This is a genomic window from Mesorhizobium sp. IMUNJ 23232 (genome assembly GCF_044326205.1).
Lineage (GTDB): Bacteria > Pseudomonadota > Alphaproteobacteria > Rhizobiales > Rhizobiaceae > Kumtagia.
Genome location: NZ_JBIRCY010000027.1, coordinates 12,664 through 37,160, shown reverse-complemented (window position 1 = coordinate 37,160; position 24,497 = coordinate 12,664). Strand labels below are relative to the sequence as shown.

At 64.1% G+C, this 24,497-nt stretch carries 19 protein-coding genes; 14 read left to right on the top strand and 5 right to left on the bottom strand.

The annotated features are described in order from the left end of the window. The 5 genes from ACH196_RS19650 to ACH196_RS19630 all read left to right on the top strand — a co-directional run bounded on the left by ACH196_RS19650 (window position 1) and on the right by ACH196_RS19630 (window position 3,268). A complete protein-coding gene (locus ACH196_RS19650; protein ID WP_396648618.1) occupies window positions 1-435 on the top strand; it encodes a DUF983 domain-containing protein in 435 nt (144 codons plus the stop codon). A 103-nt stretch (window positions 436-538) separates the two neighbouring features. Beyond that, the gene (locus ACH196_RS19645) at window positions 539-1,279 is read left to right on the top strand and encodes an NUDIX hydrolase (protein WP_396648617.1); all 741 of its coding nucleotides are present in this window, start codon (window positions 539-541) and stop codon (window positions 1,277-1,279) included. Between the two features lie 45 nt (window positions 1,280-1,324). Continuing rightward, the gene (locus tag ACH196_RS19640) at window positions 1,325-2,512 is read left to right on the top strand and encodes an MFS transporter (protein ID WP_396648616.1); all 1,188 of its coding nucleotides are present in this window, start codon (window positions 1,325-1,327) and stop codon (window positions 2,510-2,512) included. 100 nt (window positions 2,513-2,612) lie between these two features. Continuing rightward, entirely contained in the window at window positions 2,613-2,780 is a 168-nt protein-coding gene (gene rpmG / locus ACH196_RS19635) for a 50S ribosomal protein L33 (protein ID WP_396648615.1), read from the top strand. A gap of 200 nt (window positions 2,781-2,980) precedes the next feature. Then, window positions 2,981-3,268 (top strand): hypothetical protein, encoded by a 288-nt coding sequence (locus ACH196_RS19630; protein ID WP_396648614.1) that lies wholly within the window; start codon window positions 2,981-2,983, stop codon window positions 3,266-3,268. Window positions 3,269-3,756: 488 nt separating this feature from the next. Here ACH196_RS19630 and ACH196_RS19625 read toward each other — a convergent pair whose 3' ends face one another. Both ACH196_RS19625 and ACH196_RS19620 read right to left on the bottom strand, forming a co-directional pair. Beyond that, window positions 3,757-5,130, bottom strand: a complete 1,374-nt coding sequence (locus tag ACH196_RS19625; RefSeq protein WP_396648613.1) for a PleD family two-component system response regulator — start codon at window positions 5,128-5,130, stop codon at window positions 3,757-3,759. A 37-nt stretch (window positions 5,131-5,167) separates the two neighbouring features. Next, window positions 5,168-5,539: a response regulator gene (locus ACH196_RS19620; protein WP_396648612.1), complete on the bottom strand. Its 372-nt coding sequence runs from the start codon at window positions 5,537-5,539 to the stop codon at window positions 5,168-5,170. A 200-nt stretch (window positions 5,540-5,739) separates the two neighbouring features. On the opposite strand from ACH196_RS19620, the gene ACH196_RS19615 reads away from it, so the two are divergent. Both ACH196_RS19615 and ACH196_RS19610 read left to right on the top strand, forming a co-directional pair. Continuing rightward, window positions 5,740-6,054 carry a DUF3572 domain-containing protein gene (locus tag ACH196_RS19615; RefSeq protein ID WP_396648689.1) on the top strand — a complete coding sequence of 105 codons (315 nt, stop codon included), beginning with the start codon at window positions 5,740-5,742 and terminating at the stop codon, window positions 6,052-6,054. Further along, window positions 6,051-6,704, top strand: coding sequence for a hypothetical protein (locus ACH196_RS19610; protein ID WP_396648611.1), 654 nt, complete (start codon window positions 6,051-6,053; stop codon window positions 6,702-6,704). Before ACH196_RS19615 ends, ACH196_RS19610 begins: the two co-directional genes overlap by 4 nt. A gap of 296 nt (window positions 6,705-7,000) precedes the next feature. On the opposite strand, the gene ACH196_RS19605 is transcribed toward ACH196_RS19610, so the two are convergent. Both ACH196_RS19605 and ACH196_RS19600 read right to left on the bottom strand, forming a co-directional pair. Beyond that, entirely contained in the window at window positions 7,001-9,490 is a 2,490-nt protein-coding gene (locus tag ACH196_RS19605; protein ID WP_396648610.1) for a M10 family metallopeptidase C-terminal domain-containing protein, read from the bottom strand. Between the two features lie 243 nt (window positions 9,491-9,733). Next, window positions 9,734-10,309, bottom strand: coding sequence for a GNAT family N-acetyltransferase (locus ACH196_RS19600; protein WP_396648609.1), 576 nt, complete (start codon window positions 10,307-10,309; stop codon window positions 9,734-9,736). A gap of 64 nt (window positions 10,310-10,373) precedes the next feature. On the opposite strand from ACH196_RS19600, the gene ACH196_RS19595 reads away from it, so the two are divergent. The 4 genes from ACH196_RS19595 to ACH196_RS19580 all read left to right on the top strand — a co-directional run bounded on the left by ACH196_RS19595 (window position 10,374) and on the right by ACH196_RS19580 (window position 15,345). Continuing rightward, window positions 10,374-11,741: a DNA polymerase IV gene (locus ACH196_RS19595; RefSeq protein WP_396648608.1), complete on the top strand. Its 1,368-nt coding sequence runs from the start codon at window positions 10,374-10,376 to the stop codon at window positions 11,739-11,741. A gap of 156 nt (window positions 11,742-11,897) precedes the next feature. Beyond that, window positions 11,898-12,503, top strand: a complete 606-nt coding sequence (locus ACH196_RS19590; RefSeq protein ID WP_396648607.1) for a sulfite oxidase-like oxidoreductase — start codon at window positions 11,898-11,900, stop codon at window positions 12,501-12,503. Beyond that, a complete protein-coding gene (locus ACH196_RS19585; protein WP_396648606.1) occupies window positions 12,496-13,254 on the top strand; it encodes a ferredoxin reductase in 759 nt (252 codons plus the stop codon). Before ACH196_RS19590 ends, ACH196_RS19585 begins: the two co-directional genes overlap by 8 nt. A 111-nt stretch (window positions 13,255-13,365) precedes the next feature. Next, a complete protein-coding gene (locus ACH196_RS19580) occupies window positions 13,366-15,345 on the top strand; it encodes a PhoX family protein (protein ID WP_396648605.1) in 1,980 nt (659 codons plus the stop codon). 40 nt (window positions 15,346-15,385) lie between these two features. Here ACH196_RS19580 and dnaE read toward each other — a convergent pair whose 3' ends face one another. Beyond that, window positions 15,386-18,928 (bottom strand): DNA polymerase III subunit alpha, encoded by a 3,543-nt coding sequence (dnaE, locus tag ACH196_RS19575; RefSeq protein ID WP_396648604.1) that lies wholly within the window; start codon window positions 18,926-18,928, stop codon window positions 15,386-15,388. Window positions 18,929-19,145: 217 nt separating this feature from the next. Between dnaE and ACH196_RS19570 the strand changes: the two genes are divergently transcribed. The 3 genes from ACH196_RS19570 to parE all read left to right on the top strand — a co-directional run bounded on the left by ACH196_RS19570 (window position 19,146) and on the right by parE (window position 24,391). Next, complete coding sequence (locus tag ACH196_RS19570) at window positions 19,146-20,858, top strand: HAD-IIB family hydrolase (RefSeq protein ID WP_396648603.1); 1,713 nt, start codon at window positions 19,146-19,148, stop codon at window positions 20,856-20,858. A 179-nt stretch (window positions 20,859-21,037) separates the two neighbouring features. Continuing rightward, complete coding sequence (locus ACH196_RS19565; protein WP_396648602.1) at window positions 21,038-22,219, top strand: MFS transporter; 1,182 nt, start codon at window positions 21,038-21,040, stop codon at window positions 22,217-22,219. 117 nt (window positions 22,220-22,336) lie between these two features. Further along, window positions 22,337-24,391 (top strand): DNA topoisomerase IV subunit B, encoded by a 2,055-nt coding sequence (gene parE / locus ACH196_RS19560; RefSeq protein WP_396648601.1) that lies wholly within the window; start codon window positions 22,337-22,339, stop codon window positions 24,389-24,391. Window positions 24,392-24,497: the final 106 nt, after the last annotated feature.

Here is a 24,497-nt window from a genome sequence, read left to right as displayed (position 1 = left end):
ATGGAAGAACAGGTTTTCGGCGGGATCAATCATACCGGAAAAGTCGCCCGGCCGCTGTGGACGGCGATGAAGCGAGGCTTCCTCGGCCGCTGCCCGCATTGCGGCGAGGGAAAACTGTTCCGCTCCTTCCTGAAAACCGTCGACCGCTGCGAGCACTGCCACGAGGAGATGTTCCACCATCGCGCCGACGACCTGCCCGCCTATCTGGTGGTCGTCATTGTCGGCCACATTGTCGTCGGCGCGTTCATGGGCGTCGAGGCGACCAGCACGCTTTCGACCTGGCAGCATCTGGCCATCTGGGTGCCGCTCACCATCGCGCTGGCGCTGGGGCTGCTGCGTCCGGTCAAGGGCGCCGTCGTCGGTTTGCAATGGGCGCTCTATATGCACGGCTTCGGCGGCGAACAGGACCTTATCGAGCAGCATCCGGAAGCTTGACCTGCCACGCTGGGTTCGAAGCTTGATATCTCCGCCCTTGGTCCAAGTTTTCCGGTGAAAAGGGTGGTTCCATCGCCGTCCTCGCTCCGTTAAGGGAGGCATCATGGACGGAATGAGCCGAACCGACCTCGACAAGGCCGAAGCCAAGGATTTTGCGCTCGGCAAAGGCCCGCTGCGGCCGCGCGACGCGGCGACCCTGATCCTGCTCGACCGGCAGGATGGCGCGGTCAAGGTGCTGATGGGACGCCGTCATGCGCGCCATGCTTTCATGCCCGGAAAATTCGTCTTCCCCGGCGGCCGCACCGACCCCGGCGACAGTTTTGTGCCGGTCGCCGAAGGCCTTCACCCGGACGAGGAGAAAAAGCTCATCAGCCGCGCCGCCCGGTCCGGCCCGGTACGGGCACGCGCGATTGCGCTCTCGGCTGTCCGCGAGACCTATGAAGAAGCCGGACTGCTGATCGGCCGGAAAACCCCGTTCAAGACAACGAAGACCGGCTGGCAGGGTTTTGCCGATCACGGCGTCGCGCCCTCGCTGGAAGGGCTTCGCTACCTCGCCCGTGCCATAACTCCTCCCGGCCGCGTACGCCGTTTCGACACGCGATTTCTCGTCGCCTGGCGGGACGCTATCGCCGTCGAACTGCCCGGCGGCGGGCCGACGGAGGAGTTGGAGGAGATCGTCTGGCTGCCGCTCGATGAAGCGAAAAAAGCCGACATACCGAACATCACCCGCACCGTGCTCGGCGAACTTGAACAGCGGTTGGCCTTCGACCCGCTGCTGAGGCCCGGCGGCGTGGTTCCGTTCTACCGCATGGTCCGCAATCGCTTCATCCGCGAAGTCCTTTAGCCGGCTCTCAGCGCAATACCGCAACCAGATACCAGCAGATCAGAGATGGACCGCAGTGTCGACACCGAGGAGACTCACGCGCGTATGCGCTGGCTGCCGATTTCGGCGGCTATTGCCTCGATCAGCGTGGTCGGCATCGCCATCGGCCTCGGCATGCCGCTGCTCAGCGTCATCCTGGAAACGCGCGGCTATTCGGCAAGCCTGATCGGGCTGAACACCGCTGTCGCCGGTATTGCTTCGATCGTCGGCGCGCCGCTGGCGACGCCGCTTGCCATGCGATTCGGCGTGGTCTGGACGATGGCCGCGATGATCGTTTTGGGCGCGCTGGCCTTCATGGGCTTCTATTTCGCCACCGCCTTCTGGATGTGGTTCCCGCTGCGTGTGGTGCTGCACATCGCGCTTACGGTGCTGTTCATCCTGTCGGAGTTCTGGATATCCTCGTCGGCGCCGCCGCATCGGCGCGGTTTCGTGCTCGGCCTGTACGCCACAGTGCTGTCACTCGGCTTCGCGCTCGGTCCCTGGCTGTTCTCGCGGCTCGGCAGCGGCGGCTTCGCGCCGTTCGGAACCGTGTTCGTGCTGGTGATGATCGCCCTGGTGCCGGTGGTGGCCGCATGGCGCCAGAGCCCCGACATCCACCCCACCGGCGACGAAAGCGGCCATTTCCTGCGCTACATCTGGCTGGTGCCGACGGCAACCGCTGCCGTTCTGGTCTTCGGCGCTGTGGAGACCGGCGGATTTGCGCTGTTCCCCGTCTATGGCGCCCGCAGCGGCTATTCCGAAGGCGACGCTGCATTGCTGCTCACCATGATCGGCCTAGGCAACGTGCTGATGCAGATCCCGATCGGCATGCTGAGCGACCGCATGCCCGACCGCCGCTATCTGCTGCTCGGCTGCGCGATGGTCGGGCTCGCGGGCATGATCTTCCTGCCGGCCGTTGTGGGCAACTGGCATCTCATGGCGGCGGTCCTGTTCGTCTGGGGCGGCATGGTCGCGGCGCTTTACACGGTCGGCCTAGCCCATCTCGGCTCGCGCCTTTCCGGCCATGAGCTCGCCAACGCCAACGCAGCTTTCGTGCTGTGCTACGGGCTGGGCATGGTGCTCGGGCCGCAAGCGATCGGCATCGGCATGGACCTGTTCGGCAACGAGGGTTTCGCCGGCGCGCTGGCGCTGTTCTTCCTGTTCTACATTGTCCTTGCCATCACCCGCATCGCCATGTCGCGCCGCCGCTCTTGACTTTCCGGCCATGATCTTTATGTGTCGCGGCAGTTTTCCGCGCCGGGGTTCCGCCCCTTAGAAGCGGTTCGAACCCCAGTCAGTTGAACGGAACGCATCCATGGCAAAAGCCGCGAACATCAAGATCAAGCTGCTCTCCACCGCCGACACCGGCTTCTTCTACGTGACGAGCAAGAACAGCCGCACCAAGACCGACAAGTTCTCCTTCCGCAAGTACGACCCGATCGCGAAGAAGCATGTCGAGTTCAAGGAAACGAAGATCAAGTAATCTTCGTCCTCGCCAACATGCCGTCGAAGCCGCCTCCGGGCGGCTTTTTCGTTTGTGGAAGGTCGACCGCCCGGCCCGCCATCCGTTTTGGCAGCGACCGGTCGCAGGCGCCGGCCTTTCTGGCCCAGAACAAGGCCGGCGCTTCACCTTGTGCCGACGGCGGCTTCCGACGATGATGGGCGGAGCGAGAGGAGAAGGCGATGAGAAGGATATTATACGCCGTCCCGATGCTTCTTCTGGCGTCCGCCGCCGGCGCGGACCCGTCCTACACTGTTACCAACATGACCTGCAAAGCGGTCCAGGCGGCGGTGAAATCGAGCGGATCGGCGATCCTGCACTACCGGTCCAAGTCGAGTGGCGTGCCCCTCTACAGCCGCTTCGTGTCGGATGCGGGTTCCTGCGATTCCCGCACGACCATCGCGTTTGGCAGCGTGCCGACGGCCGACAACAAATCCTGCCCAGTGAAGAAGTGCATTTCGGCGTACTGACAAGGCGAGCGTTGCGTCGAAATTAGCCGGCTTACCGCCCGCCGTGGATGATGCACGTCGCCGCCGACGGCGATGCGCGAAGCTCGTTACGGAAAGAGAGAATTAGGGGCCGGCCGGCAATCTGGCAGCGGTACGAGGAGGCCACTGTGTGCCAGCGCCGGCCGGCCGACCCCACGGACCCAGGAGATGCGGCGGACCTGAGCATCATGGGGTAACTTGTTAGCGCCAAATTAGGTCTTGCATTATGGCGCTTTCTTGTTCCTGAAAGCGATCGTCGCGCAAGAAGACTTAAAAATCAATAATTTCTTAACCAAACCGCGCGAGTCACTGCGGTTAAGGTAAATGCGAAACCATTCCGGCAGCCGGCAAACGGTCAAAATCCCGCAGAAATGGATGCAAACCGCGCTGGGAAAACGCGCCGTTTCAACGTGATGCGACATCGATTTAACGCCGTTTCGAGCCTTCGCCACAATCAGCGGCAGAAGGTTTCAGGCGGCCTTCGCCACGACCCTGTTGCGCCCGCCGCTCTTGGCTTCGTAGAGCGCCAGGTCGGCCCGCTTCATCAGGTCTTCGACCGTGTCCCGTTTGCGCAGCACCGAGGAGACACCGACGCTGATGGTCAGGCCGATCGTCAGGCCTTCCTTGCCGACCGCGAACGGATTGCGTTCGATCTCGGCGCGGATGCGTTCGGCCACCCTCTCGGCGATCGACGCTTCCGTGTCGGGCATCACGACAACGAACTCCTCGCCGCCGTAGCGGCAGGCGAGGTCGATGCCGCGCACGTTCTTGCGCAGCCGCCCGGCGAACTCGCGCAGTACGTCGTCGCCGCCGTCATGGCCGTGGGTGTCGTTGATCGACTTGAAGCGGTCGAGGTCGAGGATCAGCACCGAAAGCGGCCGGCGCCGCGATACCGCCCGGTCGAACAGCGTCCTCAGATGGCTGTCTAGATAGCGCCGGTTGTGCAGGCCCGTCAGCCCGTCGGTCACCGCCATCTCGATGGTCTGGGTGACGCTGGCGCGCAGATGGTCGTTGTAGCGCTTGCGCTTCACCTGGGTGCGAAGGCGCGCCGTCAGTTCATGCTCATCGATCGGCCTGACCAGATAGTCGTTCACGCCCAGTTCCAGCCCGCGGATGATTCGGTTCTCGTCGCCGAGGTCTGCAAGCAGGATGATCGGCAGGAAGCGCGTTCGGTCGATCGAGCGAAGCTGCGAGCACAGGCGCAGCGGGTCGTGGTCGGCGAACCCCGTCGAGATCAGCACGCATTCGTAAGCTTCCTCGGCGGCCTGGAAGAAGCCGGCCTGCGGGTCGTTGACGATGTCGAGTTCGGCCTTGCCCGCCAGGAACCTGCGAATGGTGTCACAGGAGGAGGGCCGCTCGTCGATGAGCAGCACCTTCGGTGTAAGGTCGTCCTCCGGAAACCTGCGCGACAGCAACTCCTCAATACCAATGTTGCGCGTCGTCGCCGCGCGCAGCCGCAACTCGTCGGTCAACATCTTCAGCCGCACAAGGCTTTTCACGCGTGTCATCAGTTGCAGGTCGTTGACCGGCTTGGTCAAAAAGTCGTCGGCGCCCGCCTCGAGACCATTCACGCGATCCGCGACCTCGCCCAGCGCGGTGATCATGACCACCGGGATATGCGCCGTCGCCGGATCGGCCTTGAGCCTTCGGCAGACCTCGAATCCGTCCATGCCGGGCATCATGACATCCAGCAGCACGACGTCGACCTTGCCGTTCTCGCAGGTCTCGATCGCGTCCTCGCCGTTCGACGCCGTCAGCACCTCGAAATACTCTGCAAGCAGCCGCACTTCGAGAAGCTTCACATTCGCCGGAATATCGTCGACGACGAGGATGCGCGCGGTCATCGGCTGCAACCACTCCGGAACAGGTCGGGAACGCCGTTCATGCGTCGCCGAGATAGGATCTGATCGTCTCGATGAAGCGCGGCACCGAGATGGGTTTCGAAATATAGGCTTCGCAGCCCCCCTGCCGGATGCGCTCCTCGTCCCCCTTCATGGCAAAGGCCGTCACGGCAATCACCGGAATGGTGTGCAGATCGTCGTCCTGCTTCAGCCATTTCGTCACTTCGAGGCCGGACACTTCGGGCAACTGGATGTCCATCAGGATCAGATCGGGCCGGTGCAGGCGCGCCAGGTCGAGCGCCTCGAGGCCGTTCCTCGTGCGCACCGTCTCATAGCCGCTTGCCTCGATCAGGTCGCGGAAGAGCTTCATGTTGAGCTCGTTATCCTCGACGATCATTACCTTCTTGGCCATTCGCCTTTCCCCGACAGGAGCCCCGCCTACCCGCGCATCCCGTCATATCCGCGCTTCTTGCGTCAAACCCCGCCGGACCGTAACTGAAGAACATTGACGAAACGGAAACCGTTCCACGTGGGGTTGCGGGCCGTTGGCGGGACTGGTTTCGCCGGCTTGCGGGCGAGGTCTTGCGCCGCTACTGCATGAAATAGGGATCGATCGCCGGAGTCGCCAGTTTGACGCGCAAACCCACATCGCAGGACGCCGAAGTTTTGGCCATTTCGGCGCTGGCCTATGTTGCGAACGATCCGGTCCTGCTGCCGCGCTTCCTGGCGCTTACCGGCATAGAAGCCCACGCGATCCGGCATGCAGCGCGCGAGCCGGGCTTCCTCGCCGGCGTATTGCGCTTCATCCTGGCGCACGAGCCGACACTGACCGGCTTTGCCGAAGACGCCGGCATAGCGCCTGCCGCCGTCGGCGAGGCCCTGAAAGCTCTGCCGACCGGCGATGACCGGTATCTGGCGTCGACATGAGCGAGGATCCGGAGACCGCGCGCCAGATTGCCGAACTATCGCTCGACACGAGGCCTCTGCTGGTGCTCGACGTCGATGACGTGCTCATCGAGTTCGTGCGTCCCTTCACGCTCTATCTCAATGCGCAGGGGCTGGAACTGTCGCTCAAGACCTTCCGGCTGCACGGCAATATCAGCATCAGGAAAACTGGCGAAGCGCTTGACCGGGAGCAGGTTTCGGCGCTGATCAACGCCTTCTTCACGGCGCAGTCCGAGTGGCAGTCGCCACTCGACGGCGCGGTGGAGGCCATCGCCGGCATGGCCAAAAATGCCGAGATCGTCATGCTGACCGCCATGCCGCACCGCCACCGTGCTTCACGGAGGGCACATCTCGACCGGCTCGGCTTCCCCTACCCGCTGCTGACCACCGAAACCGCCAAGGGGCCGGCGATCCGCGAACTGCGCGGCGCGACGCCTCGTCCGGTCGCCTTCGTCGACGACATTCCGCACAATCTGGTTTCGGTGCGCGCCGCCGTCAGCGAGGCGCATCTTTTCCACCTGATGGCTATGCCGTCGATGCGGTCGCTGCTGCCGCCGCTGCCGGAAAACATCGAGGCGGTCGACGACTGGCGCGAAGCCGCGCCGAAGATCGCGGCGGCGCTGGATATCTGAGAGCCTGACCCGAAAGTCGGGCGGGTCGGCTCGGCGGGTCTCTTCGCCGTCCGGTACGTCGCCAATCTTGCCAATATCCCTGATATCGGCGGCGATCGGCTCCTTCCGGATCGACGAAAATCCCTCGCCACCCCTCAGCCACCGACTTTCGAGTCAGGCTCTGACAGACGGCCAGCATGCGTGCTGGGCTCGAAGCACCCAAAAGAAAGCGCCGCGAGTCGCCTCCGAGCAACAATGAATTCACGGCGTGAATTCAACGTGTTGTTAACGTTCGCGAATGCGGTGCCTGACCCTATTCATGCGACCGTGAAATCCGCATTGGTAAGCGCCAGTCCAGCCGTAATCATCGCAAACAATATGCTACCGCCGGAACTGGTGCCGTTGGCGTCGTAATAAAGTTCACCGGTATCGGTCTCGTAAATGATACGGTCGGTAGCGTCGTTGGCTAGCCCCGTCGTATTCGCCCGGAACGCCGAGGCGACGAGCGTGCCGACGGAAAGCGCGGTGAAGATCGCATCCGAAAGCAGAAAGCGGTCGTCCGAAACGTTGAAATCGCTGATCGTATCGACATTGCCCGAGCCGACCGCCGTGGCGAAGACGAAGGTGTCGTCGCCGGAAAGGCCGCGCAGCGTATCGTTGCCGCCATTGCCTTCCAGCCGGTTGTCACCGTAGTTGCCGGTGATCTCCTGGGCAAACTCGTTGCCGGTGAGGCTGATGGCCGACGTTCCAGTGGAACTGCTGGTGGTCAGGAGTTCGACACGCACGCCGGTTCCAAGCGCATAGCCGACGCTCGCCAGGACCCGGTCGGACGCGCCTTGCGTGGACGTTTCGACGATGACGTCGCCCGCATTCGACACGCGGTAAATGTCATTGCCGCCGAGCCCGCGCAGGATGTCCGCCTTGCCCGACCCGCCATCGCTAAGAATGTTGGCTCCGGCATTGCCTGTGATGTCCTGGGCAAGCACATTGCCAGTGAGATCGATCGTCGACGTTCCGGCGGCATTATCGGTGGTCATCACCTCGACATGGACGCCGGCTCCGAGCGCGTAGTCGACCGCCGCAATCACCTTGTCGGCGGCGCCTTGTGTCGAACTCTCGACGATCAGGTCAGCGCTGTTGAAGACGCGATAGGTGTCGTTGCCGCCGAGACCACGCAGGATATCCGCCGCGCCCTTGCCACCATCATGCAGAACGTTGACGCCGGCATTGCCGGTGATGTCCTGCTTCAGCGCGTTGCCGGTCAGGTCGATCCCGACAGTCCCGGTCGAGCCATTGGTGGTCATCACCTCAACATAGACGCCCGCGCCGAGCACGTAATCGACCGCCGCGACCACTCGGTCGGCCGTTCCGCCGCTAGCGGTCTCGGTGATCTTCGAGCCGGACGTGTATATCTGGTAGGTGTCATTGCCGCCCAGGCCCTTCAGCGTATCGGCCTTGCCGGCGCCGTCCTTGAGCGTATTGGCGGCCGCGTTGCCGATCAGCGTGTCGGCCCCCTTGCCGCCTATGGCGTTCTCGATGATCGCGCCGACCGCGATCGACACATTCTCCCGATAGCCGCCGATATTGGAGAACTTGCCGTCCCTGAGGTCGACAAGCTGGTTCTGCGAAAAACCGGAGACGTTGAGCGTATCGGTGCCGCCGGCATCCCATATGCACAGCGCCGGATCGTCGTTCTTGGAAAAGTCGTAGACCGCGCCCGTGTTGGCGCCGAAGCCGTAGACCGAGTTGCCGGTCCGCGTCGTCATGTTGGCGCCGTACTGCTGCTGCAGCGCCAGCACGTCGAACAGCATCAGCGTGTCCGGCTCACTGTTGAAGCTTGTAGTCGTCTCGGCCTCGTCGAAGTAGCTCATCACCGTGTACTGGGTGGAGTCTTCGATGATCTGCGCATGATCGTCGTAGGTTATGGCGACGCCCGGTGCGGCGTTGTAGTCGCCCGAATGGGCGAAGCCGATCGCATGGCCGATCTCGTGCAGGACCGTCATGTACGAATAGCTGCCGCGCGGCAGCGCGGTTTTCGACACGCTTTCGGTGTTGAAGCGCACATCGCCGTCCGCCGCGGACGACGACGTGTCTCCGGGATAGAGGGCGTATGCACCGGCGCCATCCGAATCTGAAGAATAGTTCGAAAACAGCATCGTCGCGCTGTTGGTCGTGCCGCCGGGGTTGACCCGCGTGAAGGTGATGTTGGCGATCTCCGCGTAATCGTCGAGCGCCATCTGCACGGCCGCGATCTGCTGGGAACTCAACTGGCTGAAGGGCGCGCTGTTGCCCCCCGCGTCGGTGCTGCCGGAAAAGCTGGCGCGCACGCCCCAGGTGACGTTCGCCGGCGTTCCCGGCGTGCTCCATGACGCAACCGGGCTGGTGAGATCGCCCGCGCCCATCATCGTGTCGTAGTGTGCCTTGCTGCCGAGAACCGCCGAGATTCCGTACTGGCCGGAGGAATCGTTGTCGAACGGACCGGCGTCGAGATAATAGGCGCCGCTCGTCGTCGCCCTGAAGGTGATGCTGGAGAACTGGTCGGGGCCGTCGTCATCGCTCTCGGCGATCTGCGTGCCGTTGCTGTTGCGCAGCCTCAGGAACGGATCTTCCAGGCTGCCGCTGGTGACACCCGTGGCAGCGAGAGCGAAGGTGTAGGTCTGACCGGCGACGAGGTTCACCTTGAACCAGTCATGTTCCGTAACCCCACCAGACTGGGTGAGGTTTCCCTGCGCGGTCTGGCCGATGCCCAGCGTGTAGCTGGTGCTCTTGCTGGCGGCCGCGTCAGTCGTCTCGATGATATCCGGCATTATTCCCCCAAAACGGCCTGTCGATGTCGAGGCCCATGTCGATCTGCGTTGAGACCTCTTATTGTTCCGCTTATGGCATAGTCAAATGCAGTTTGGTAAGCCGCAGTCCGCTCCCGCTGGCATCGAAGTTAAATTCAATCCGCCGAATGTCCCAAACGCCACACTTCATTGTCTGGCGCTCTAATAGATCGGGGAAAAGAAACAATTTGATCGTTCGGCCAAAAAAACGACAATCATGCTGTTTCATAACTCCAGCCTGACCAGCGGCCGCCCGGCTTTGCGCTCGGCGACTCGTGCAAAACCCGCCTTCTCGAATACCCGCGTCGAGCCGACAAACAGGCCGATGGATCGCGAATCCTTGGACTGGTCGATCGGGCATGCCTCAAGCAGGCGCGCACCGTTTTCCCGTGCAAACGCGATGCCCGCGGCCACCATCCGATGCGAAAGGCCCCTGCCCCGCGCCGCATTGCGGATGAAGAAACACGAGATCGCCCAAACAGCCAAGTCGGCGCCATGGTCCGATTCCAGTGGCGCCGACACGCGGCCGGCATTGTTCCACTCCGGCACGTCGGCGCGCGGACCGATCTGCATCCATCCAACCGCCTTTTCGCCGTCGAAGGCGAGCAGGCCGGGCGGCGGTCCCGCCTCGATGCGGGCGTGGATATGATCCTTGTTGCGCTGCCTGTCGTTCTCGCGGCGCACCGCCGGCCGCAAGCGGAAATGCGTGCACCAGCAGCCGTAGCAGGCGCCCTGCTTGCCGAACAGGTCCTCGAAGGCCGGCCACAGGTCGGGCGTCAGCGGCTTGACGGTTTCCGGCATGGCTCCTCCACCGCCGCGCCTTGCGGGCGGCGTCCTACTGTCCTAACATTGCGATGTTCTGTTTATGTTCGCATCAATGGCGGCGTCTGTCAACAACCCCGAGCACGGCTTCTGCCGCGACTGCCTGGCGCTCCAACCGGGGAACACGCCTCGTTGCGTCCAATGCGGCAGCCCGCGGCTTGCCCGCCATCCCGAGCTCTATCGCCTGCATCTCGCCCATATCGACTGTGACGCCTTCTACGCGGCTGTGGAAAAGCGCGACAATCCGCAGTTGCGTGACAAGCCGGTGATCATCGGCGGCGGCAAGCGGGGCGTGGTCTCGACCGCTTGCTACATCGCCCGTATCAGGGGCGTGCGCTCGGCCATGCCGATGTTCAAGGCTCTGGAAGCCTGCCCGGAGGCGGTCGTGATCCCGCCAAACATGGAAAAATACGTGCGCGTCGGCCGCGAGGTCCGCGCCATGATGCAGGCGCTGACGCCGCTGGTCGAGCCGCTGTCGATCGACGAGGCATTCCTCGACCTCGGCGGCACCGAAAGGCTGCACGGCCGGCCGCCGGCGCTGGTGCTGGCCGATTTCGCGCGGCGGGTCGAGAAGGAGGTCGGCATCACCGTGTCGGCCGGCCTTTCCTATTGCAAGTTCCTGGCGAAGGTCGCTTCCGATATGCGAAAACCGCGCGGCTTCGCCGTCATCGGCGAACAGGAAGCCGTGTCTTTCCTCGCCGGCCAGCCTGTGACGCTGATCTGGGGAGTCGGAAAAGCCTTTGCCGCGACACTGGAGCAGGACGGCATCCGATCGATCGGCCAGTTGCAGAAGATGGAGCGCGGCGAGCTGATGCGGCGCTACGGCACGATGGGCGACCGGCTCTTCCGGCTGGCGCGCGGCGAGGATGCGCGGCAGGTGCACCCCGACAGCGACGCCAAGAGTGTCTCGGCCGAGACCACCTTCGACACCGACCTCGCCTCGATGGCCGATCTCGTGCCGGTGCTGCGGGCGCTGTCCGAAAAGGTCTCGGCGCGGCTAAAGAAGGCGCATATCGCCGGCCGCACCGTGGTGCTGAAGCTGAAGACGCAGGATTTCAAGCTCCGCACCCGCAACCGCCAGCTTGCCGATCCAACGCGGCTCGCCGACCGCATCTTCCAGACCGGGCTCCAGCTTCTTGAGAAGGAGGCGGACGGCACGAAATATCGCTTGCTCGGCATCGGCGTCAGCGACCTTTCCGACGACGGCCGCGCCGATCCGCCTGACCTGATCGACGAGCAAGCGCGCAAGCGGGCGATGGCCGAAGGCGCGATCGACACGCTGCGCGACAAGTTCGGCCGCAAGGCGGTGGAGACCGGCTATACGTTCGGGACTGGGCATCGCGGCCGCCCGTTGCGCCCGGGCGAAGACGACGACGCGCCGGAGGTGCAGCATCCGTGGGAGCGCACTTAGGAGCAACCAAAGTCGGATCGAGCGTCAGTCAAATGGTGGATTGACGGCATCGCACCAGACATTCGGGAACAAGGCGTGAAGGCGACGGCGAGCCGATTGCCCGAGGAATCGCCGCACGCTACAGTCGCTGCAATGTTTCGAAAGGAGATGATTGCCATGGTCACACGCGGGTTTGGCAGCCGGCAGCCGCCAGGCGAAACGTCCAACCGGCTTCCACCGGGCCAATATCTCACCGAGGACTTTCCGGTGCTGTCGGCCGGACCGACGCCGCGCGTAAAAGCCGAGGACTGGAGTTTTACACTGAAGATCGGACCGAAACCCGTGGCGAAATGGAGTTGGGACGAGTTCGGCCGCCTGCCGATCAGCCGCATGACCCGCGACATCCATTGCGTCACCGCTTGGTCGAAGTTCGACACCCATTGGGAGGGCGTGCTGGTCGACGACATTTTTGCCGAGGCCGGCATCGAGACGCCTAAACCTTACACGCTGGCGCATTCCTTCGACGGTTACACGACCAACGTGCCGACGGCCGATCTTGTCGGCGGCAAGGCGATGGTGGCGATCCGCTACGAGGGTAAGCCGATCCCCGCCGACCATGGCGGGCCGGCGCGGCTGCTGGTGCCGCATCTCTATTTCTGGAAATCGGCAAAGTGGATCGACGGGCTGCAGTTCATCGACCAGGACACCGGCGGTTTCTGGGAACTGCGCGGCTACCACATCTATGGCGACCCCTGGCGCGAGCAGCGCTACACGGATGACTGACGCCGCCGCGCCGGGCGGCGCTCCGCCGGTCCGCTGGCAGCCGGCGACGATCGCCAAAATCGTCCGGCGGACGCCGCGTGTCATCAGCTTTTTCTTCCGCCCGCAAAAACCCTTCGCCTGGCGGCCCGGCCAGCATGCCGACGTGCGGCTGACGGCCCCGGACGGTTACACCGCGCAGCGCAGCTATTCGATCGCCAACATCGCGGAAGACGGCGAGGAGGTCGAACTTGCCATCGAGCGCCTCGACGACGGCGAAGTCTCGTCCTTCTTCCACGACGTGGCGGCAGTCGGCGACGAGATCGAGCTGAAAGGGCCTCTCGGCGGCCATTTCGTCTGGACGGTCGAGGACAGCGGCCCGCTGCTGCTGGTCGGCGGCGGCTCCGGCGTCGTGCCGCTGATGAGCATGCTGCGCCACCGCGCCGCGCGGGAATCAAGCGTGCCGGCCGCCCTGCTCTACTCGTCGCGCAACTGGGACGAGGTGATTTTTCGCGACGAACTGCTGGTACTCGACGCCCAAGGCGGCGGCTTCGCCCTGACGTTCGCGATCACGCGCGAGGCGGCTAGGCGCGCGCAGGATTTGTCGCGTCGTATCGATCCGACGGCGGTCCAAATAGTGCTCGCCGGGCTTCCCGCCACCCCGTCGCACGCCTTCGTCTGCGGCAACAACGCCTTCGTCTCGACCGCAGCCGACGCGCTCGTCGCCACCGGCATCGCCCCCGACCGGATCAGGACGGAGCGCTACGGGCAGTAACGCCGTCTGCTTGCGCACGACTGCGCCCGGTTCCCGGCTGCATCACACCGCTGTTGTCGAACCGTCATTTTGCTGTGGCAGAGACTCCGGCAGCCAGCCCGGAGCCCGCAAATGACCGACCGCCAGAAAACCCGCCAGCGTCCTACCCGCCGCCAGAATTTCGGCCAGACCTACGGGTCGGTGCTGGCCGAGGGCGTCAGCCGGCGCGCCGTGCTGAAAGGTTTTTTCGCCTCGACCGCATTGGCCGCGATCGGCTCCGCTTCTGTGCCGAGCGTCGCGAAGGCTGCTGCGGAAAGCGTCTCCACTCTGAAGTTCGCAGAACTGACCCGAGTACGCGACAATACCGACCATTGGCCGGAAGGGTATGAGCGGCAAATTCTGCTGCGCTGGGGCGACGCGCTGTTTCCCGACAGCCCGGTCTTCGATCTCGCGACCCTCGACGGTCCCGCAGCCGAACGCCAGTTCGGCTACAACAACGATTTCACCGCCTTCATCCCGCTGCCGCATGGTTCGCAAAGCTCGGACCACGGCCTGCTGGTGGTCAGCCACGAATATGTCGATCCCTACCTGATGTTCCCCGGTCTCACCGACGAGGATTTTCGCGAAAAGCTGACCGACGCGCAGATCCGCGCGATCATGGCCGCGACAGGCGTCAGCATCGTCGAGGTCAGGCGCAATGGCGCCTCTTGGGAAGTGGTGAAGGACGGCCAATACAACCGCCGCATCCATATGGGCACCGAGATGGCGATCTCCGGCCCGGCGGCGGGCGACGACCGCTTGAAGACCAAGGCCGACCCGACCGGCAAAATCGTCTTCGGCACGATCTCCAACTGCAATGGCGGCATCGCCCCCTGGGGCACGATGCTGTCAGGCGAGGAAGGCGCGATGGACGTCTTCGCCGGCGACTACAAGACGCTGCCCAACCAGGACTTGGTCGAGCGCCAGGGCTGGGATGAGGAAGAGAACGATCTCTATTCGGTGTCGCGGCTGGAGCCGCGCTTCAAGTTCGAGGAAGATCCGAACGAGTGGATGAAATTCGACTGGGTGGTCGAGATCGACCCATTCGACCCCGCCGCCAAGCCGGTGAAGCGCACCGCGCTCGGCCGCTTCACCCATGAAGGCGCGCAGGTCGCGTTGGCGCCCGACGGCCGCGTCGTCATCTACATGGGCGACGACGACGATTTCGAATATCTCTACCGCTTTGTCACCCGCGATCCGTACAACGCCAACGACCGCGTTGCCAACAAGGACCTGCTCGACAACGGCACGCTGTCGGTCGCGAAATTCGCCAGCGACGGCTCGGTCGAGTGGCTGCCGCTGGTCGCCGGCCAAGGGCCGCTCACCGCCGAAGCCGGCTTTGCCACCCAGGCCGACGTGGTGCTCAACACGCGCACCGCCGCCGACCTGCTCGGCGCGACGCCGATGGACGGTCCGGAAGGGTTCATTCCGCACACCGGCACAGGCAAACTCTACGTAGCGATGACCGAGAACGAAGATCGCCTGCCGGCAGGCGGCGGCGACGAGAGCGAGACGGTCAACGTTGCCAATCCGCGCGGCCCGAATCCCAACGGCCATTTGCTGGAACTCGTACCCCCCGGCGCGCCGGACAAGCCGGACCATGCGGCGGAAAAGTTTGCGTGGGACGTGTTCGTGCTTTGCGGCGACCCGGCCGTGCCCGCCGACGAATGCCGCTACCATCCCGACACATCAGCCAATGGCTGGTTCACCGATCCGGACAATATCGGCGTCGACCCGGCCGGCCGCATCTGGGTGACCACCGACGGCCCGCCGCCGGAAGACCTTGCCGACGCGCTCTACGCGATGGATACGGAAGGCCCCGGCCGGGCGCTGCCGAAACTGTTCTACATCCCGCCGGTCGGATCGGAATGCTGCTCGCCCGCCTTCACGCCGGACGGAACGACGCTGTTCGTATCGATCCAGCATCCGGGTGCGCTGCGGCTCGGCGACAATGAGGATGCGACCTCGGTCGCCGACGCCGGCACCAACTGGCCGGACTTTTCCGATGGCATGCCGGCGCGCCCGTCACTGGTGGTGATAACCAAACAGAGCAACGGTGTGATTGGGAGCTGACGGCTGCCGGGCGGATCGGCACCTTCCGATCCGCAAATCCCTATACCAATTCCACCTCGACCACGCCGGGCACGGCCCGCATCGCCGACGCCACCTGTGGCGAGATGCGGTAGCCGCCCGGCAGCGATACCTCGACTTCGCCGCGCGCGTCGTCCTTGAGCACGATGAAGCTGACCTGCCCGTCGCCCTTGACGCCGAGCTGGCCGGCCAGCGTGTTCAGCGGCGCGGCGTCGCGGACGTAGATGCGCAGCGCCTTCTGCACGCGGCTCGCCTCGTCCTCCAGCGATTGCGCCGTCTGGATGCGCAGGTTGACGCCCTCCGGCCGGTCTTCGGCCTGGACCGTCAGCACCACCGAGCGGCCGGGTTCGAACAGGTCGCGATACTGCGCCAGCGTCTCCGAAAACATCACCGCCTCGTACTGGCCGGTCTGGTCGGAGAACATGACGACGCCCATCTTGTTGCCAGTGCGGGTTTTTCGCTCCTGCTTCGAGGTCACCGTGCCGGCCAGCCGGCCAGCGGTCGCGCCGCGCTTCACCGCGGCGGAAAATTCCGCCCAGTTCTGCACCCGCATCTTCTGCAGCGCAGATTTGTATTCGTCGAGCGGATGCGCCGAGAGATAGAAGCCGACGGCCAGAAACTCCTTGTGTAGGCGCTCGGCGGGAAGCCACGACTCGGTGGCGGGAAGTCTGATTGCTTCCGGCTTCCCGCCCGCTGTTCCTGCACCGAAAATATCGATTTGGTTGCTGGTGGCATTTGACTGTGCAAATGACGCCGCAGACATAATCGCCTCGACGCCTGCGAACATTGTGGCGCGATCTTTACCGAAACAGTCGAGCGCGCCGGCAAGGATAAGGCTTTCAAACACCCGCTTGCCAACGATCTTTGGATCGACACGTTGAGCAAAGTCCTCAAGACTGTCAAACGGCCTTTCTCGGCGTTTCGTAACAATGTGCTCCACGGCCGCGTCACCAATACCCTTGATGGCGGCCATGGCGTAGAAGATGCGGTTCTCCTCCACCTCGAAATCCCGATACGAGGTCTTCACCGAGGGCGGCACCACGTCGATGCCGAGTCTCAGCGCGTCCTGGCGGAAATCCGCCAGCTTGTCGGTGTTGCCCATGTCGAGCGTCATCGACGCCGCCAGGAACTCGACCGGGTAGTGCGCCTTCAGATAGGCGGTCTGGTAGGACACGACGGCATAGGCGGCGGCGTGGCTCTTGTTGAAACCGTAGTCGGCGAATTTCGCCAGCAGGTCGAAGATGAAGTCCGACTGCTGCTTGGTCAGTCCGTTCTTCACCGCGCCCTCGACGAAACGCACGCGCTGCGCATCCATCTCTGCGCGGATCTTCTTGCCCATGGCGCGGCGCAGCAGGTCTGCCTCACCCAGCGAATAGCCGGACAACTCCTGCGCGATCTGCATCACCTGTTCCTGATAGACGATGACCCCTTGAGTCTCGGCCACGAGATGGTCGATCATCGGATGGATCGACGCGATCTCCTCTTCCTTGTGCTTTCGCGCATTGTAGGTCGGGATGTTCTCCATCGGCCCAGGCCGATAGAGCGCCACCAGCGCGATAATGTCCTCGATACGGTCGGGCTTCATGCCGATCAGGGCCTTGCGCATGCCCGCCGATTCCACCTGGAACACCCCGACAACCTCGCCGCGCGACAGCATGTCGTAGGTTTTCTGGTCGTCGAGCGGCAGCTTCGCCAGGTCGATATCGACGCCGCGCCGCCTTATCAGCTTTACCGCGGTTTCGAGCACGGTCAGCGTCTTCAGGCCGAGGAAGTCGAATTTGACCAGCCCGGCCTCTTCCACCAGCTTCATGTTGAACTGCGTGACCGGCATGTCGGAGCGCGGATCGCGATACATCGGCACCAGTTCCGACAGCGCCCGGTCACCGATGACGATGCCGGCGGCATGCGTCGACGCATGACGGTAAAGCCCCTCCAGCTTCTGCGCCATGTCGAGCAGCGTGCCGACGATCGGCTCCTTCTCCATCTCCTCGGCAAAGCGCGGTTCCGCCTCTATGGCATCCTTCAGCTTGACCGGATTGGCCGGGTTCTGCGGCACCATCTTGCACAGCCGGTCGACCTGGCCGTAGGGCATCTGCAGCACACGGCCGACGTCGCGCAGCACGGCGCGCGCCTGCAGCGATCCGAACGTGATGATCTGGCCGACCTGGTCGCGGCCGTATTTCTGCTGAACGTAGCGGATCACCTCTTCACGCCGGTCCTGGCAGAAGTCGATGTCGAAGTCCGGCATCGAGACGCGGTCGGGATTGAGGAAGCGCTCGAACAGCAGCGAGAAGCGCAGCGGGTCGATGTCGGTGATGGTGAGCGCATAGGCGACCAGCGAACCGGCGCCCGAACCGCGTCCCGGCCCGACCGGGATCTGGTGCGCCTTCGCCCATTTGATGAAGTCCGCGACGATCAGGAAGTAGCCGGGGAACTTCATGCGCTCGATGATGCCGAGTTCGAACTCCAGCCGCTCGCGATACTGCTCCTCGCTGTAGCCCTGCGTCAGCCCGGCGGTGTCGAAGCGCATCTGCAGCCCTTCGCGCGCTTGCCTGCGCAATTCCTCGACCTCGGCCTTCTCCGCGTCGTCCCCTGCCCCGGTGAAACGCGGCAGGATCGGCGAACGCTTCTTCGGATAGTAGGAGCAGCGCATGGCGATCTCGACCGTATTGTCGATCGCTTCCGGCAGGTCAGAAAACAGCGCCGACATTTCGGCCTGGCTCTTCAGATAATTGTCGGGGGCCAGCCGCCGTCGGTCGTCGGAGGCGACCACCGCGCCCTCGGCAATGGCGATCAGCGCGTCATGCGCGTCGAAATCGTCGCGCACCGGAAAGAATGCCTCGTTGGTGGCCACCAGAGGCAGTTCGTGGCGATAGGCCAGGTCGATTGTCGCCGCCTCGATGCGCTTGTCCCAGTTGCCGACGCGCTCCAGTTCGACGTAGAGCCGGTCGTCGAATATCTCCTTCAAACGAAGCAGCCGGTTCTCGGCGAGGTCGGCATGGTCGAACTTCAGCGCCGCGCCGACCGGTCCACGCGGGCCGCCGGTCAGGCAGATCAGCCCGGGCGACAGTTCCTCCAGCCATTCTGTCGATATCCTGATCGCCTCGCCCGAAGGGCCGTCGAGATAGGCGCGGCTCACAAGCCTCACCAGATTGGCGTAGCCGTCGGCCGTGGCCGCCAGCAGCACAACCGGGTTGTGCTCGACGCCGCCCCTGCGCTGTCCGTTGCCGCCTCGGCCGTCGCTCGGCTCGCCACCGAAGGCGAGGTCGAGTTGGCAGCCGATCAGCGGCTGGATGCCTTCCTTTGTCGTCTTGTTGGCGAATTCCAGCGCCCCGAACAGATTGTTGGTGTCGGCAATCGCGATGGCCGGGGCCTTGTCCTTCTGGGCGTGCGCGACGATCTTGCCGATCGGCAGCGCACCTTCGAGCAACGAATAGGCGGAGTGCACCCGCAGATGGATGAAGGGCCGCACCGCCGCAGGCTCCTTGGGCGCCGGAGCCGGTGCCGTCTCGGATTGCAGCATGGCGCGCAGGATCGGGTCGCGCGGGGGGCGGTCGGCTGGCATGGCGTCTCGGCAGGCAGGACTCAGGTTTTCGCCATTGTCGCCCATTCGACGGATCGAGGCCAGCAGCAATGCAGGTTGCTGCACAGCCAGCGGTCGCATGTATGAACCTGTCGTTATTCTTCAAGGGCGCCGGAGCCTCGATCGCCTGTCGCGCGTTGACAGACGGGCGGCCGGGCAAAACCGGTCATCCGGAGGCTGCGACAGAGAGGACTGCTGCATGTATTACATCGCGCTGGCAACGGATTACGACGGAACCTTCGCGCATAACGGCATCGTGTTGGACAGAACCCTGAAGGCAGCGCGCAGGCTGAAGGACAGCGGACGCAAGCTGTTGCTGGTGACCGGCCGCGAACTGCCGGACCTGAAGAAGGTGTTCCCGGAACTCGACATCTTCGACAAGGTCGTGGTCGAGAACGGGGCGCTGCTCTATACGCCGTCAACCGGCGAGGAACGGCCGCTGGCCCCTGCCCCGTCCGACGAATTTGTCGCGGAACTGGAGGCGCGCGGTGTCGGCCCGATCTCGGTCGGCCGGTCGATCGTGGCCACGTGGGAGCCACACCAGGCGGCGGCGCTGGAAGCGATCCAGGCGCTCGGGCTTGAACTCGAGATCGTCTTCAACAAAGGCGCTGTCATGATCCTGCCCAGCGGCGTGAACAAGGCTACAGGCCTTGCCGCCGCCCTCGCCGAACTCGGCATTTCGCCGCACAACGTGGTCGGCATCGGCGACGCCGAGAACGACCATGCCTTCCTGCGCGCCTGCGGCTGCAGTGTCGCCGTCGCCAACGCGCTGCCGGCAGTCAAGGATACAGCCGACCTGGTGACGAAGGGCGCGCGGGGGCGCGGTGTCGAAGAGTTGATCGCGGGACTGATCGAACGCGACCAGGATCTCGGAAAAGCGCCGCGCAATCGCATCGTCATCGGCAAGGACCAAGACGACAAATTCGCCGAACTGCGGCCGACCGACTGTGTCCTGATTTCCGGAAGGTCTGGCATCGGCAAGTCGACGCTGGCAACGGCCATCACCGAGCGCTGCGTTGAAAAGAAATTCCAGTTCTGCGTGGTCGATCCGGAGGGCGACTACAGCGAGTTGGAGAACGCCATCAAGCTCGGCGAGGCGGAGAAGGCGCCTACGATCGAGCAGGTGATAGACCTTCTGGGCAAGCCGGATACCAATGTCGCGGTCGAGGCGCTTGGCGTCGAACTGGACGAGCGGCCGCAGTTCTTCGCTCAATTCCTGTCGAAACTGACCGGCTATCGCGCACGCACGGCGCGGCCGCACTGGCTGATCGCCGACGAGGCGCACCACATGTTGCCGAAACAGCGGGACGGCTCATCGCTGGCGCTTTCGAACGCGTTGCCGGGGACAATCCTCATCACCGTGCATCCGGACGCGATGTCGCCGGAAGCGCTCAAGCTGGTCACGGTGGTGATCGCGCTCGGGCCGAAGGCGCGGGACGTGGTCAAGACCTTCTGCGACATCACGGGGCGCAAACTGCCGTCGAGGCTTCGCGCACCCGACAGCGAGTCGGTGCTCTATTGGCGGCCGGGAGAGAAGCACGGGCCGCGCCTCGTCAAGGCCGACAAGCCGAAGCAATCGCGCAAGCGGCATACGCGAAAATATGCTGTCGGCGAGATCGACGAGGCCGGCAGCTTCTATTTCCGCGGCCCGAAGGACCAAATGAAGCTGCGCGCCCAGAACCTGATGATGTTCGTGCAGATCGCCGAGGGCATCGACGACAGGACGTGGCAACATCATCTGCGCGTCGGCGACTATTCCGAATGGTTCCGCAAGCAGATTCGCGACGACGAACTTGCCGATGAGACGGCCGAAGTCGAGAAGGACAGAAGGCTTTCGCCGGAAGAGAGCCGCAAGCTGATCGCGGAAGCGGTGAAGCGGCGCTACACCGGGCCAGCCGAGGCGCCGGACTGAGTTCGGCAAGCATCGGCACAGGCGCCAAACATTCCGGTGTCCTTGGGCGCCTTGTCCACCTCGTCTGCACCAATGAATTGTCTCTTCGTTCGCGCATTGCTGCATTGCAGCAAAGCCGCTTCTCACCTACATGAAACCGGCCCATTCTGCGGGCCAGCATCGCTTTCTCCGAGTCCTCCATGCCCCTGCCGATCCTTGCGCTTGCCGTCGCGTCCTTCTGCATCGGCACCACCGAATTCGTGATCATGGGCCTGCTGCCGGAAGTGGCCGCCGACCTCGGCGTTTCCATCCCGGCCGCTGGCTTGCTGGTGACCGGCTATGCCTTGGGTGTAGTCGTCGGCGCCCCGGTAATCGCGCTGGCCACGGCGAAAATGCCGCGAAAGCTGGTGCTGGTCGGCCTCGCCTCGCTTTTCGTCATCGGCAATCTGCTCTGCGCCGTCGCGCCGAACTACTGGATGCTGATGGCGGCGCGCGTCGTCACCGCCTTCGGCCACGGCGCCTTCTTCGGCATCGGATCGGTCGTGGCGGCAAGCCTCGTACCGAAGAACCAGCAGGCAAGCGCAATGGCGATGCTGTTTGCCGGGCTGACGCTCGCCAACATTTTGGGCGTACCGGCCGGCACGGCGCTCGGCGAGGCCTTCGGCTGGCGTTCCACTTTCCTGGCGGTGGTGGTGATCGGCCTGATGTCGGTGGCCGCGATCGCCTGGCTGGTGCCCAACAACGTCGCACCGCCCAGCGGCAGCGGCATCGCTGGCGAAATCCGCGTGCTCGGGCGGCTGCAGGTCTGGCTGGCGATGTTGATCTCGGCGCTGGGGTCCGGTGCGTTGTTCGCCGTCTTCACCTACATCAAGCCGATCCTGACTGACGTCACCGGCGTGTCGGTCCCGGCAGTCACCTGGATCCTGCTTCTGTTCGGCGGCGGCATGACGGTCGGCAACATCATCGGCGGCAAGCTGGCGGACTGGCGGATGATGCCGACGATCATCGGCTCCCTGATTGCGCTCGTCGCCATGTTCCTGGTCCTGAACGAAGTGGGGCCGCTGCCATACGTGGTCATCCCGATGGTGTTCCTGTGGGGCGTTTTGACCTTCCTGCCGATCCCTGCCTTGCAGCTTCGCGTCGTCAACAGCGCCTCCGGCGCGCCGAACCTTGCCGCGACGCTCAACCAGGGCGCCTTCAACATGGGCAATGCCGCCGGCGCCTGGATCGGCGGATCGGCGCTGTCGCTCGGCGTTTCCTATGCCAACCTGCCGCTGGTCGGCGCGGCCATCGTCATGCTGGCGCTGGCCGTGGCGCTGGCGTCGCTGCTGATCGAGCGCAATGGTCGCGAACCACTCGCCGAAGCGTCAACGATCGGGTAACCATGCTCGGGCCACAATCCCGACGGATAGGGCTTCCGGAACGAATCGCGAACTGGTATCGCGGCCGTTGGAACTTTGCGACTATCCGTCCGAAACCGAATCAGTTGCCCGACGCTCATGGACAATAACGATCTCTTCGCCAATCTCGGTGGACAGCCGGCGCCGCGCCCGCCCAAGCCGGTCGACCCGCTTGTCGCGGCAGCGCGCAAGACTGCCGTCGCCAAGGACGGCAGCGAAGGTTATGACGCCAGCCATATCACGGTGCTGGAAGGGCTGGAGCCGGTGCGGCGCCGGCCGGGCATGTATATCGGCGGCACCGACGAGAAGGCGCTGCACCACCTCTTCGCCGAGGTGATCGACAATTCCATGGACGAGGCGGTGGCCGGGCACGCCACCTTCATCGAGGTCGAGCTTTCCGCCGACGGGTTCTTGACCGTCACCGACAATGGCCGCGGCATCCCCGTCGATCCTCACCCCCACCCGAAGTACAAGGACAAGTCCGCGCTCGAAGTCATCATGACGACGCTGCATTCCGGTGGAAAATTCGACTCGAAGGTCTACGAGACTTCCGGCGGCCTGCACGGCGTCGGCGTGTCGGTGGTCAACGCGCTCTCGGATTTCCTGGAAGTCGAAGTGGCGCGGGGCCGAAAACTCTATCGCCAGCGCTTTTCGCGCGGCGTGCCGGAGGGCGGGCTGGAATTTCTGGGCGACGTGCAGAACCGGCGCGGCACGAAAACCCGCTTCCACCCCGACGCCGAGATTTTCGGCAAGGGCGCGAAATTCGATCCGGCGCGGCTCTACCGCATGGCCCGCTCGAAGGCCTACCTGTTCGGCGGGGTGGAAATCCGCTGGTCCTGCGCGCCGGAACTGATCGCCGACAAGGACAAGACACCAGACAAGGCGGTCTTCCACTTCCCCGGCGGTCTGAAGGACTATCTGGTCGCGACGCTCGGCGACGAGTTCCAGGTCACCCGCGAGGTTTTTGCCGGGAAAACCGAAAAGCCGGGCGGCCATGGCGGCGTCGAATGGGCAGTCACCTGGTACGGCGGCGACGGCTTTATCAACTCCTACTGCAACACCATCCCGACCGGTGATGGCGGAACGCATGAGGCCGGTTTTCGCGCCGTGCTGACACGCGGGCTGAAGGCCTATGCCGATCTCACCGGCAACAAGCGTGCCTCGGTGGTGACGCCGGAGGACGTGATGATCTCGGCCGCCGGCATGCTGTCGGTGTTCATCCGCGAGCCGGAATTTGTCGGCCAGACCAAGGACCGGCTGGCGACCGTGGAGGCGATCCGCATCGTCGAAACGGCGGTGCGCGATGCGTTCGACCATTGGCTTGCCGACAATCCGCAGGAAGCGACGAAACTGCTCGACTGGGTGATTGCGCGCGCCGACGAGCGCGTGCGGCGGCGCCAAGAGAAGGAAGTCAGCCGCAAGAGCGCCGTGCGAAAACTGCGACTGCCCGGGAAGTTGGCCGATTGCACGCAGAACGCGGCGGCCGGCGCGGAAATCTTCATCGTCGAGGGCGACTCGGCCGGCGGCTCGGCAAAACAGGCGCGCGACCGCGCCAGCCAGGCGGTTTTGCCTTTGCGCGGAAAGATCCTGAACGTCGCCAGCGCCGGCAATGACAAGCTGGCCGCCAACCAGCAGATCGCCGACCTGATCCAGGCGCTGGGCTGCGGCACGCGCTCGAAATACCGCGACGAGGACCTGCGCTACGACCGTGTGATCATCATGACCGACGCCGACGTCGACGGCGCGCATATCGCCTCACTGCTGATCACCTTTTTCTACCAGGAGATGCCGCAGTTGATCCGCGACCGTCACCTGTTCCTCGCCGTGCCGCCGCTCTATTCGATCCGCCAGGGCGGCAAGGTCGCCTATGCCCGCAACGACGCCCACAAGGACGAGCTGCTGAAGACCGAGTTCACCGGCCGCGGCAAAGTCGAGATTGGCCGCTTCAAGGGTCTCGGCGAGATGATGGCCTCGCAGCTCAAGGAAACGACGATGGACAAGCGCAAGCGCACGCTGCTCCGCGTCGACGTGCTTGACGACGCGGAGACCACCAAGGCCGCCGTCGACTCGCTGATGGGCACCAAGGCCGACGCGCGGTTCCGTTTCATCCAGGAGCGGGCGGAATTCGCAGAGACCGAAGAGCTGGATATCTGACCGAGCCTCTCGGTCGGTCTGTCGGGGGTTCTTCAAGGTTTACCGTCGCAGGATCCCGCCCAGGCCTCGAGACCGTCAGGGCCTTGAATAAGAAGCGGCGTCTCTG

Excerpts from the sequence above, each read along its gene's own strand:
- ACH196_RS19650 (WP_396648618.1), top strand. The coding sequence starts at position 1 with ATGGAAGAACAGGTTTTCGGCGGGATCAATCATACCGGAAAAGTCGCC.
- ACH196_RS19645 (WP_396648617.1), top strand. The coding sequence starts at position 539 with ATGGACGGAATGAGCCGAACCGACCTCGACAAGGCCGAAGCCAAGGAT.
- ACH196_RS19640 (WP_396648616.1), top strand. The coding sequence starts at position 1,325 with ATGGACCGCAGTGTCGACACCGAGGAGACTCACGCGCGTATGCGCTGG.
- rpmG (WP_396648615.1), top strand. The coding sequence starts at position 2,613 with ATGGCAAAAGCCGCGAACATCAAGATCAAGCTGCTCTCCACCGCCGAC.
- ACH196_RS19630 (WP_396648614.1), top strand. The coding sequence starts at position 2,981 with ATGAGAAGGATATTATACGCCGTCCCGATGCTTCTTCTGGCGTCCGCC.
- ACH196_RS19625 (WP_396648613.1), bottom strand. The coding sequence starts at position 5,130 with ATGACCGCGCGCATCCTCGTCGTCGACGATATTCCGGCGAATGTGAAG.
- ACH196_RS19620 (WP_396648612.1), bottom strand. The coding sequence starts at position 5,539 with ATGGCCAAGAAGGTAATGATCGTCGAGGATAACGAGCTCAACATGAAG.
- ACH196_RS19610 (WP_396648611.1), top strand. The coding sequence starts at position 6,051 with ATGAGCGAGGATCCGGAGACCGCGCGCCAGATTGCCGAACTATCGCTC.
- ACH196_RS19605 (WP_396648610.1), bottom strand. The coding sequence starts at position 9,490 with ATGCCGGATATCATCGAGACGACTGACGCGGCCGCCAGCAAGAGCACC.
- ACH196_RS19600 (WP_396648609.1), bottom strand. The coding sequence starts at position 10,309 with ATGCCGGAAACCGTCAAGCCGCTGACGCCCGACCTGTGGCCGGCCTTC.
- ACH196_RS19595 (WP_396648608.1), top strand. The coding sequence starts at position 10,374 with ATGTTCGCATCAATGGCGGCGTCTGTCAACAACCCCGAGCACGGCTTC.
- ACH196_RS19590 (WP_396648607.1), top strand. The coding sequence starts at position 11,898 with ATGGTCACACGCGGGTTTGGCAGCCGGCAGCCGCCAGGCGAAACGTCC.
- ACH196_RS19585 (WP_396648606.1), top strand. The coding sequence starts at position 12,496 with ATGACTGACGCCGCCGCGCCGGGCGGCGCTCCGCCGGTCCGCTGGCAG.
- ACH196_RS19580 (WP_396648605.1), top strand. The coding sequence starts at position 13,366 with ATGACCGACCGCCAGAAAACCCGCCAGCGTCCTACCCGCCGCCAGAAT.
- dnaE (WP_396648604.1), bottom strand. The coding sequence starts at position 18,928 with ATGCCAGCCGACCGCCCCCCGCGCGACCCGATCCTGCGCGCCATGCTG.
- ACH196_RS19570 (WP_396648603.1), top strand. The coding sequence starts at position 19,146 with ATGTATTACATCGCGCTGGCAACGGATTACGACGGAACCTTCGCGCAT.
- ACH196_RS19565 (WP_396648602.1), top strand. The coding sequence starts at position 21,038 with ATGCCCCTGCCGATCCTTGCGCTTGCCGTCGCGTCCTTCTGCATCGGC.
- parE (WP_396648601.1), top strand. The coding sequence starts at position 22,337 with ATGGACAATAACGATCTCTTCGCCAATCTCGGTGGACAGCCGGCGCCG.